Origin of the sequence: Sulfolobus sp. E5-1-F (genome assembly GCF_009601705.1) — an archaeon.
Lineage (GTDB): Archaea > Thermoproteota > Thermoprotei_A > Sulfolobales > Sulfolobaceae > Saccharolobus.
Genome location: NZ_CP045687.1, coordinates 1819179 through 1827995, shown reverse-complemented (window position 1 = coordinate 1827995; position 8817 = coordinate 1819179). Strand labels below are relative to the sequence as shown.

The 8817-nt window shown below is 33.4% G+C and carries 14 protein-coding genes; 4 read left to right on the top strand and 10 right to left on the bottom strand.

The window, feature by feature from the left end:
• The first annotated feature begins 2 nt into the window (after nt 1–2).
• A complete protein-coding gene (locus tag GFS03_RS09440; RefSeq protein WP_153423767.1) occupies nt 3–335 on the top strand; it encodes a hypothetical protein in 333 nt (110 codons plus the stop codon).
• The gene (locus GFS03_RS09435; protein WP_153423765.1) at nt 332–1312 is read left to right on the top strand and encodes a V0D/AC39 family V-type ATPase subunit; all 981 of its coding nucleotides are present in this window, start codon (nt 332–334) and stop codon (nt 1310–1312) included. Before GFS03_RS09440 ends, GFS03_RS09435 begins: the two co-directional genes overlap by 4 nt.
• Here the strand turns inward: GFS03_RS09435 and GFS03_RS09430 are convergent.
• Nucleotides 1295–1630, bottom strand: coding sequence for a hypothetical protein (locus GFS03_RS09430; RefSeq protein ID WP_153423763.1), 336 nt, complete (start codon nt 1628–1630; stop codon nt 1295–1297). The genes GFS03_RS09435 and GFS03_RS09430 overlap by 18 nt on opposite strands.
• Nucleotides 1631–1678: 48 nt before the next feature.
• Between GFS03_RS09430 and GFS03_RS09425 the strand changes: the two genes are divergently transcribed.
• The gene (locus tag GFS03_RS09425; RefSeq protein ID WP_153423762.1) at nt 1679–2659 is read left to right on the top strand and encodes an aldo/keto reductase; all 981 of its coding nucleotides are present in this window, start codon (nt 1679–1681) and stop codon (nt 2657–2659) included.
• 1 nt (nt 2660) lies between these two features.
• Here GFS03_RS09425 and GFS03_RS09420 read toward each other — a convergent pair whose 3' ends face one another.
• The 6 genes from GFS03_RS09420 to GFS03_RS09395 all read right to left on the bottom strand — a co-directional run bounded on the left by GFS03_RS09420 (nt 2661) and on the right by GFS03_RS09395 (nt 6274).
• Complete coding sequence (locus GFS03_RS09420; protein WP_153423760.1) at nt 2661–3260, bottom strand: XTP/dITP diphosphatase; 600 nt, start codon at nt 3258–3260, stop codon at nt 2661–2663.
• Nucleotides 3223–3918, bottom strand: a complete 696-nt coding sequence (locus GFS03_RS09415) for a Kae1-associated kinase Bud32 (protein WP_153423758.1) — start codon at nt 3916–3918, stop codon at nt 3223–3225. Before GFS03_RS09415 ends, GFS03_RS09420 begins: the two co-directional genes overlap by 38 nt.
• Nucleotides 3879–4874 (bottom strand): KEOPS complex N(6)-L-threonylcarbamoyladenine synthase Kae1, encoded by a 996-nt coding sequence (gene kae1 / locus GFS03_RS09410; protein ID WP_153423757.1) that lies wholly within the window; start codon nt 4872–4874, stop codon nt 3879–3881. The genes GFS03_RS09415 and kae1 overlap by 40 nt, the downstream gene beginning before the upstream one ends.
• A 3-nt stretch (nt 4875–4877) precedes the next feature.
• Nucleotides 4878–5105, bottom strand: a complete 228-nt coding sequence (locus GFS03_RS09405; protein WP_181443753.1) for a 30S ribosomal protein S27ae — start codon at nt 5103–5105, stop codon at nt 4878–4880.
• Nucleotides 5047–5409 carry a 30S ribosomal protein S24e gene (locus tag GFS03_RS09400; protein ID WP_153423754.1) on the bottom strand — a complete coding sequence of 121 codons (363 nt, stop codon included), beginning with the start codon at nt 5407–5409 and terminating at the stop codon, nt 5047–5049. Before GFS03_RS09400 ends, GFS03_RS09405 begins: the two co-directional genes overlap by 59 nt.
• Before the next feature lie 61 nt (nt 5410–5470).
• Nucleotides 5471–6274 (bottom strand): sulfide-dependent adenosine diphosphate thiazole synthase, encoded by an 804-nt coding sequence (locus tag GFS03_RS09395; protein WP_153423753.1) that lies wholly within the window; start codon nt 6272–6274, stop codon nt 5471–5473.
• A gap of 229 nt (nt 6275–6503) precedes the next feature.
• On the opposite strand from GFS03_RS09395, the gene GFS03_RS09385 reads away from it, so the two are divergent.
• Nucleotides 6504–7121 carry a UbiX family flavin prenyltransferase gene (locus GFS03_RS09385; RefSeq protein WP_153423750.1) on the top strand — a complete coding sequence of 206 codons (618 nt, stop codon included), beginning with the start codon at nt 6504–6506 and terminating at the stop codon, nt 7119–7121.
• Between the two features lie 44 nt (nt 7122–7165).
• Here GFS03_RS09385 and GFS03_RS09380 read toward each other — a convergent pair whose 3' ends face one another.
• The 3 genes from GFS03_RS09380 to GFS03_RS09370 are packed head-to-tail and all read right to left on the bottom strand — an operon-like array spanning nt 7166 to nt 8792.
• On the bottom strand, nt 7166–7555 hold the full coding sequence (locus GFS03_RS09380) for a hypothetical protein (RefSeq protein WP_153423749.1): 390 nt from the start codon (nt 7553–7555) through the stop codon (nt 7166–7168).
• A gap of 40 nt (nt 7556–7595) precedes the next feature.
• Nucleotides 7596–8144, bottom strand: a complete 549-nt coding sequence (endA, locus tag GFS03_RS09375) for a tRNA-intron lyase (protein ID WP_153423748.1) — start codon at nt 8142–8144, stop codon at nt 7596–7598.
• Complete coding sequence (locus tag GFS03_RS09370) at nt 8145–8792, bottom strand: phosphate transport regulator (RefSeq protein ID WP_153423746.1); 648 nt, start codon at nt 8790–8792, stop codon at nt 8145–8147. It abuts the gene before it with no gap.
• Between the last annotated feature and the right edge of the window lie 25 nt (nt 8793–8817).

The window sequence follows — 8817 nt, the reverse complement described above, 5'->3', positions numbered from 1 at the left end:
TGATGAGTGAAGTTAAGTTTAACGCGTACTCCAAGGCAATAATAGAGTTTGAGGATGAAATTAAGAGAATAAAAAGAGAGATAGCAGATGATAGTAAAAGATTAATTTCCCTTTCAGACTCTTATCTTTCCGAATTAAGGATAACTGCCGAGAAATCATTGGAGCAAATTCAAAAATTATTGGATGAAGAGAAAAAAAGACAATTGGATGAAATAAGAAATAAATACATTTCTGAGCGAGAAAACAAATTGGATGAAATAAGAAAGGAGGCAGAGAAGAATATTGATAAAGTTGTAAATGAGGTTATAAGGCAACTATTAGGTGTCTTTAAATGAGTTATGCGATTTACTCTTTTATACATTCAATCTCTAGAACACAAAAGGTCTCATTATTAACAAAAGGTTTAGTTAACGAATTAATAAGTAGCGAAAGTTGGAATAACGTTGCCTCACTGCTTAAAGAAAGAGGAATAATTGAGGAACAACCGGCTAGTTTAGAAGATTTTGAATTCATGCTTAAGGCTAGATCTCTTACACTATTAGAAAAGATAAGAAATTATTTTTCAATATTCAGAGTAACATATAATATAGTTGATTTATATATTTACATGTTATCATTAGATGAATTGAAAAATATAATAGTTAGCATAGTTAACGGCATTGGTAATGCAAATGGTAATAAAATAAGATTTTTCAGAAAATACTTTGATCAAATACCATCTACACTTGAGGAATTAATGAACAGTTTCAAGGGAAATATATACGCTAATGCACTTTCATTTGCTATCAAGGATGCACAAGGAAAAAATGTATCTTATCTTCTTTCGTTGCTTGATATCTATTTCATAAAGAAACTATCAGAAATTATAGAAGGTTTTAAGGGTGATTGGAAAAGTCTTGCTGAAAACATAATATGCTATTATAAGGATTACTACTCAATATCGTTGGCGATCAAACATAAAACAGTAGAGAATACTGTCTGTAAAATCGGTACCGAGATACTTAAAGACCTCTCTTCTTCTACAAGTGATACTGAAATACTTGACATTTTAAGACGAACTCAGTACTCAAAGATGCTTAACGTAAATAGTACTTATGAGGCACTAGCTAGCTTGTATAGAATAGCTAGAGTTAACGCCAGGAAGAGTTCAGAGCTAGTATTTATGAGTTCACCATTTAATCCTGCCTTAGCATTAGCGTTAGCAGAACTAATACGTCTCGATACAGAAGATCTAATAAGTATAGCCAATGCAAAAAGCTTAAGATTAAAGGAGGAAGAGATCAAGAAGATGTTATCATTCGAGATCATATAATATTTTCTCATCTACTATGTATTCGTTATCTTCTTTTATTATAGTTGATTCTGGTATCTGCGGGGGATTTGGCATACTATCTATAGGCTTGTTTTTGCCAAGATATATCCATTTTAACTTTCCCCCAATTTTCTCTAGCTTATACCAATATTTTCCAATATAGATATATCTCTTACCATTTTTGTAAACAATATGATAAGGCTTTAAGTAGACACCGTATTCCTTTATCTTTGTGTTATACTCGTAGACCATTAGTTTAAGTTTATCAATAATCGTGTCAAATTGCTTTTCGTTTACCTTAACTCGCATCACTACCACCTTTATTTTTATTATTTAAAATGCAATGATAATAATGGTTGATATTACATGCTCTACAGACGCATAGGTGATACTAACATTACAATATCTGAAATAGGAATTGGAGTATGGAGCTTAGTTACCGATTGGTGGGGTGCGGACACAAATAAGGCAGAGGATATATTACGAAAAGCGTATGAACTTGGAATTAACTTTTACGATACTGCAGATACTTACGGAGAAGGTAAGGGTGAAGAGATTATTGCAAAAGTTTTAGAGACTAAGAGAGATAATATAGTGATATTAACTAAGATAGGATATGATTTTTATCATAAAGAAGGCGGTAAGGTAAGACAAAGATTTGATATACCCTATCTTGAATTTGCTCTGAAGAAGTCCCTAGAAAGATTAAGAACAGATTATATTGACATACTTATGATTCATAATCCTAAAATTAATGTTATTAAAAACACAGAGATCTTATCTTTTCTTAGATCATTAAAGAAAGATGGGATAATAGGAATGTATGGTGTTGCATTAGGGCCCACGCTAGGTTGGGAAGAAGAGGGTATTGAAGCCATAAATATGGGATACGAAAGCTTAGAATACATATATAATATTATTGAGCAAAGGCCAGGCAACAAATTCTTAAAGTATGAGAAAATAGGACATATAATAAGGGTACCTTATGCTTCTGATGTCTTAATTGAAGACAAATGGCCATTGATTTCTGATCCTAAATTGCACAGATCATTAAAGGATAGCAGATGGCTAAATGAAGGAATTAGGAGAAGCTTAAAATTAAAGGAATTTGCTAATTCTAAAGGAACGAAATTATCTGAATTGGCACTGAAATTTATTCTCTCCAATAAGAATGTATCCTCAGTGGTTCCTAATATAACTTCGGTAAACGAATTAGAAGAATATGTAAAAGTGGAAAATTTGCCAATTCTTACTGAAGATGATTTAAAATATATTAATGAATATTACAAGAAATATTATGAAGATCTAAATGAAGAAAGTATAAAAGAAACTTTAAGGTATAAATAGTTTATTTCAAGAACTGCTCATTTTGTACTTTTTCAAGATAGCTCGTTAAGAATTCAGCAAATTTAGCAAATGCTCTTGCCCTATGAGAGTATCTATTCTTCTCTTCTAACGACATTTCTGCGAAAGTTCTCTTTTCTCCCTCTGGGATAAATATAGGGTCAAATCCAAAACCTGCATTACCCCTTATCTCTTCAGAAATAACTCCCTTTACTATCCCGTTAAATGTTTTGATTATTTTTCCATCAGTAAATGTTAGTACAGTCATAAAATATGCTGACCTATCTCTTACACCTTCGAGCAATTTTAGTATACCCTTAAGGCCAATTGTGTTCTTGACAAAATTCGTGTAAGGGCCAGGGAAATTCTGTAAGATTTCTATAAATAATCCGCTATCATCTACTATTAATGGTCTTCTGAAGGTCAAATATGCAAAATATGCAGCTGTTTTAGATATTTCCTCTAAATTGTCGCTTTGTATTTCCATTTTTTCTCCCCTTAGATGTTCTAATTCTATATTAAAATTTTTGGCAATTTCTTTCAATTCCATAAACTTATTCTCGTTACTAGTTACCACTCCTATTCTTACGTCTCTCCTCAACATATCTTCCCCTCATCCTAATATCCTTTACTAGCTCTAATATTTCATCAGTCTTTCCACCCATGATTGTTCTGTAACCCTCTATAAACGCGTTGTAGATTATATCCTTAAAGTCAGAATGTATACTTTCTAGAGATCTTAGAAACACATGTAAATCCGTCGCAAGATCCTCTTCATCTTGAGTTCTCCTTGATAAACCAAAATCTATTATGAAAATATCATTATTTACAGAACTTAAAATGAGATTGTTAGTTGTTAGATCACCGTGAGCTATTCCTATACTATGTAGCTTCCCCGTAAGTTCCCCAATTCTTTTCCCTATTTTCGATAAAGATTGGGCAGAATTATTTGCGTTTATTAGATCTTTAACTATCTCCCCCTCTATATATTCAATTACTAATAAATAATTATTTGGATCTATAAAAAGTACTGCAGGTACATTTATATCATTTTTCAATGCAGTATAAATTATCTTAGCCTCTAATATCGTCCTTTCATAGTTGAGTTTGTGATCTAGTTCTGCATTTCTATAACTTTTCTTAATTCTTTGTTTAAATATTGCATGCATACCTAAAAAATATCCTTCATATATGTTAGATTCCGCACCACGCTTAATTAACCTTAATTTCTCCAAGGAATATCTACCTCGTCTATTCTCCATCTAGGTTTTATGTATGATTTGTCAATGTCAATAAATACGCCTTTTGATGCAGCTAACATACCGGCATAGGCTATCATAGCCCCATTATCTCCTGCAAATTCTGGCGGTACTATTTTAATTTGTACATCCCACTCCTTTCCCAGCTCTTCCAACTTTTTTCTCAAACTCACACTTGCAGCTACTCCTCCAACTATCATTAATTCCTTCTTTGAGGTAAGGGCTAATGCTCTCTCTGTAGCCTCCAATAACATATCAAATGCTATTTCCCTTATTGAGTAGCAGATATCTTCTAACTTTTCCTTACCAACTAATCTTAACGCTGCTGTAAGTAGTCCAGAAAATGACATATCTTGACCTTTAACAATGTAAGGTAATTTGATTAGTTTACTTCCTTTTTCTGCGCAAATGTCAATTACATGTTTTCCGTTAATAATGTATGGTGGTGCTAACTTAACCTCTCTCACAAATACATCCATCATGTTTCCTAATGCGATATCTAATGTTTCTCCGAAAATTCTAAACCTCCCTTTGTAGAATGTAGTTATTATTGTATTTCCACCTGAAAGGTATAAGATTAAGGGGTCTTTAGCCTCAGTTGTTAAATACCCTATTTCAATGTGTCCTATGCCGTGATTTACTGGAACCAATCTCTTATTATACTTTAGTGATAACGCTCTTGCTAGGGTAGCTCCAACTCTTAATGCCGGTCCTATACCCGGCCCTAAAGCTACTGCTATATAGTTAATGTCATTTATGCTAATGTTAGCTTTCTCTAGAGCTCTTCTCAATACTGTTCCTGAGACTTCAGCATGATGCTTTAATAGATCTCCAGGCTTCATACCACCTTCTTTGGGAACAAAAGTATCCCTTTCATTTGCCAGTATATAAGGTGGTTGATCTTTTACTATTCCTACTCCAAAAGTATGGGCGGTAGACTCAATACCCAAAACTAACATATTTTATCTTTTCTTTGAAGTGCCTATAAACTCAGTGTAACCACACTTTCCACAAGACCATCTCTCATTTGGTTTTAAGTGATGAGCCATTATGCTTCCGCACCTAGGGCATTTCTTATTTTTTAGCTTAATCTTATTCCCTTCTATTACATAATAAGTTCTTACTATTGCTTTAACCTTTTGCTCCTTGGCCACCTTTGCTTCCTCCTTTCTTTTGTTTAGTTCCGGCATCTCTATCTAATAAATATTTTGGCTCGATTTTCTCTAGTATCTCACGTGATTTATAAATATGTAATTTTACGTTACTTATACCAGCTCCATAGCTTGTAGATATCTTTCTAACTACTACTAGGTTTTCTTGGGAACCAAAAGCTTGAACTATCGCTTTTATTATGTCCTTCCTAGATGGGGTTCCACTACCCATATGATAAACTTTTAATGATATTTCACGTCTTCCTACAACAGCGTTTTGTATATCCCTTTCTATAATTCCTTCTGCCTTATCTGAGATCTTCACTTTAGCTTGAGACTCCATTCTGTTTCACCATTTTTAAAAATACGTATCAATTTAAGGTTTACTGTTTTAAACGTTATCGCTAAGCTCTTATTTCACTTTTTAGAAGATCCTTAATTATTGCCTCAGCTACAGCCTTCCCAGAAAGTACCATAGCTCCAAATATTGGCCCCATTCTAGGTAATCCTTTAACCTCAGTGACCGCCATACCGGCCGCATACAAACCTTCAGCTACTTTTCCAGTATTGATAACTGTTAGTTCCTCGGCTCTCTCACTATACGCTGACTTTTCGCCAGGTATAACTATTCCTAATTCAGGTATTTTTCTCGCAGCAACAGAAATTACTTCAGCATCATGACCAGTTGCATCAACTACAGCTTTAGCGGAAATAAATATTGGATCTACATGAAGACTTGCCATTTGAGTTGCTGTCCACTCCACCGCTACTCCAGCTACTCGTAAAGGATTCTCTCTAAATATTACATCATCTACTGTAACTCCATGAATTATTTTAGCTCCTGCATCAATTGCAGCAGTGGCTAGTTTAGCCATAAATTCAGCCGAATCCACAACATATACTCCTTCCTCTACTTCCTTCAATCTTACATTAATTTCTCTTAAGATTTCGTCTGCTGGTTTCTCTATTATTAACTTATGGAAAAGCATCGCTCCTCCACCAATTCCTCCACCAAAACTTAACCTTCTCTCAAATACTAGTGTTCTTAGTCCAGCTTTAGCTAGGTAATAAGCTGCAGACAATCCAGATGGCCCTGCTCCTACTATTACCACATCTGACTCTACAAATTGGTACCAATCTTCCATTGTTTCTTTAATTATGTACCTACTTATCTTAACTTCGTCTACTTGTTTAATTTTAACTTCCATAATCTAAAATGATATAACTCGCTTATAAATTAACTTTTATAACTATACACGTAGACAAGGTTTTTTTATAACAACTACAAGTGATAGATATGCCGCTACAATTAAATACTAATACGATTACGTTGAAGTGCAGTTGGTGTGGTATCATCATAAAAGAAAATCCAATAGTAGTTAAAACATGTTGTAATAATAAACCGTGGGTTTTTTGTAGTAATAGGTGTTATCAACAATGGTTGGCGGATTGGTTGAAGAAGCAGGAACAAAGAGCGGGAGGGAAAAAACAAAGAGGGTTATTATAGGAATAAGCGGTGCAAGTGGAACAATATATGGTATTAGGACTGTCCAATTTTTAAAAGAACTTGGTTACGAGACGCATATTATAATTTCTAGGAGTGCAGAAAAAGTAGCACAAAGAGAGCTAGGTATAAATTTAGTTGAAGAGCTGAAAAAGTATTCTTCTTATATCTATACTCAATCTCAAATCGAAGCTGCACCCTCTAGTTCAAGTTTTTCCATAACTTCAAAAGGCATGGTTATCATCCCATGTAGTATAAAAACACTTGCAGAAATTGCAAATGGGATTGGATCGAATCTTCTATCCAGAACGGCATTGAATTTTATCAGAACGAATAGGAAGTTAGTTTTAGTAATTAGAGAAACCCCATTAGGGGCAATAGAACTCGAAAATTCCTTAAAGTTAGCTAGATTAGGCGTTCTCATAATGCCAGCTTCTCCTGCTTTCTACATTTTACCAAAAAGCATTGATGACATGATTAACTTCGTGGTTGGAAAGGCTTTAGATTTATTGGGAATAAAGCATGATATATATAGGAGATGGAAAGGATAGGATAAAATAAATGTAATTTCTTATCTTTTGCGATAAAAATAGGATTATAGCACATCTAATCCTTTTTTGCCAAATTTCTTTGATATTATCTCCTTCATTTTATCGTCGTAATCTTCTTTTTCAAGTTCTTTTTCAATCTCGTTATCCTTCTCACTCTTCTTATTTATGGCAAACGCACATTTATTACCGGGCAATAATGCTCTCTTCTCACAATAAGCGTATTGGCATTCCCCAGTTATACATACATCTCCCACCCATCTGCAATAGCCGACTTTGTATGGGTTGCCCTTTGCATATTTTACTTGTATTAATAATGCTCTCTTATTACATCTGAAATATGGACATAGGTAATTACATTTATCTCCTAAAGGCATTGGTTTTTGTTCATCAGTAAACGAGGGCTGTCTTTCAAAGCCTCTATTTCCATTCTTCAAATTACTTAAACCCCCAAACTTTTAGACAATCATATTAAACTTACATTTTTACCCATTTAAACATTATGTATCTTACACTTTCACTTTTACGATCTACTAGAGCTAATACTAATCTTTTTCTTGTACTGTGCGAGACTCTCCCAAAACTCAATAACTCATGAGGAGTAATCTCCTCATCGATATCCACTGCAATAACCACATAAGGAGCGTGTTCTAATCCTGGTCCTAACGTGTAAACTGCAAAATCCGCCCCGTACTTTACTCCAGATCTAACTATGAATCCTTTTTCTCTTAAGTCTTCGTAAACTTTGTAAATAATATCAAATTTATTTATAACCTTAGAACTATATTCATATAATTTCTCATATTCAAGAACTTCGCCGTTTTTGTCTGTAACTTTAATTAAACCTTTTTTAGCTAGATAGACACTTTCAATTAGTGATAATTCTAAAGGTCTAATTATATCTTTAGGGCCTTTAGGCTTAGAAATTCCTATTGGCTTTCCATAGAAGCCGTTTGAATAAATATATCTTGACTCATCTACATTTGGAATTAATACCTTAGATCCTACCAATAAAGCTTTTACCATTTACATCCTCTCATACGCGATATAAGTTATATTGTCAGCAGAACTCTTTAGTAAATCTTCACTATCTTCCAATCTATCAGCTATATCTTTTAACAACATTATATAGGAGAAGTCAACAAGCTTCTTTTCAAATAGCGTTAACTCTAGACTTCTGTATAGTTCATCTATTTCTTGTTCCAATTTTATTATGTTACGAGCATTTTCATAGGAATTCTTAGAATTTATAGATAATAATCTTAATGCCTCTATAAAGTAAGTAATGGATGTGATTATTTTTTCGCAGATAACTATAAGTAGTCTATTTATTACATCATCGATGTTCATTTGCCTAGAAATCATAACACTTAGCCTGTACGTTGCAGCGTCTAAGTTTTGTGCAATCTTCTCTAAATTATTTAATATTTCTATATATAAATCCTTATCTAATAAGCCTTCTCTAATTTTGAAAATATACTCACCGAGCCTGTATTTGCTAACCTCTATATCGTTTTTTATACCATTTACTTTAGAATAAATTTGCATAGCATTTACATTTCCACTATTGCTATTAGATAGAAATTCATATAAAACTCTAATTTCATCCAATAGTTTTAACGAAATCTGTTGTAACTGCTCTTCAATTGCCAGTGTAGCAATTCCCTCGCTCATTGTGATTTAAAACAGTCATTAAAGT

Coding starts and splice junctions, on each gene's coding strand:
- GFS03_RS09440 (WP_153423767.1), top strand. CDS start 3: ATGAGTGAAGTTAAGTTTAACGCGTACTCCAAGGCAATAATAGAGTTT.
- GFS03_RS09435 (WP_153423765.1), top strand. CDS start 332: ATGAGTTATGCGATTTACTCTTTTATACATTCAATCTCTAGAACACAA.
- GFS03_RS09425 (WP_153423762.1), top strand. CDS start 1,679: ATGCTCTACAGACGCATAGGTGATACTAACATTACAATATCTGAAATA.
- GFS03_RS09420 (WP_153423760.1), bottom strand. CDS start 3,260: ATGTTGAGGAGAGACGTAAGAATAGGAGTGGTAACTAGTAACGAGAAT.
- GFS03_RS09415 (WP_153423758.1), bottom strand. CDS start 3,918: ATGGAGAATAGACGAGGTAGATATTCCTTGGAGAAATTAAGGTTAATT.
- kae1 (WP_153423757.1), bottom strand. CDS start 4,874: ATGTTAGTTTTGGGTATTGAGTCTACCGCCCATACTTTTGGAGTAGGA.
- GFS03_RS09405 (WP_181443753.1), bottom strand. CDS start 5,105: ATGCCGGAACTAAACAAAAGAAAGGAGGAAGCAAAGGTGGCCAAGGAG.
- GFS03_RS09400 (WP_153423754.1), bottom strand. CDS start 5,409: ATGGAGTCTCAAGCTAAAGTGAAGATCTCAGATAAGGCAGAAGGAATT.
- GFS03_RS09395 (WP_153423753.1), bottom strand. CDS start 6,274: ATGGAAGTTAAAATTAAACAAGTAGACGAAGTTAAGATAAGTAGGTAC.
- GFS03_RS09385 (WP_153423750.1), top strand. CDS start 6,504: ATGGTTGGCGGATTGGTTGAAGAAGCAGGAACAAAGAGCGGGAGGGAA.
- endA (WP_153423748.1), bottom strand. CDS start 8,144: ATGGTAAAAGCTTTATTGGTAGGATCTAAGGTATTAATTCCAAATGTA.
- GFS03_RS09370 (WP_153423746.1), bottom strand. CDS start 8,792: ATGAGCGAGGGAATTGCTACACTGGCAATTGAAGAGCAGTTACAACAG.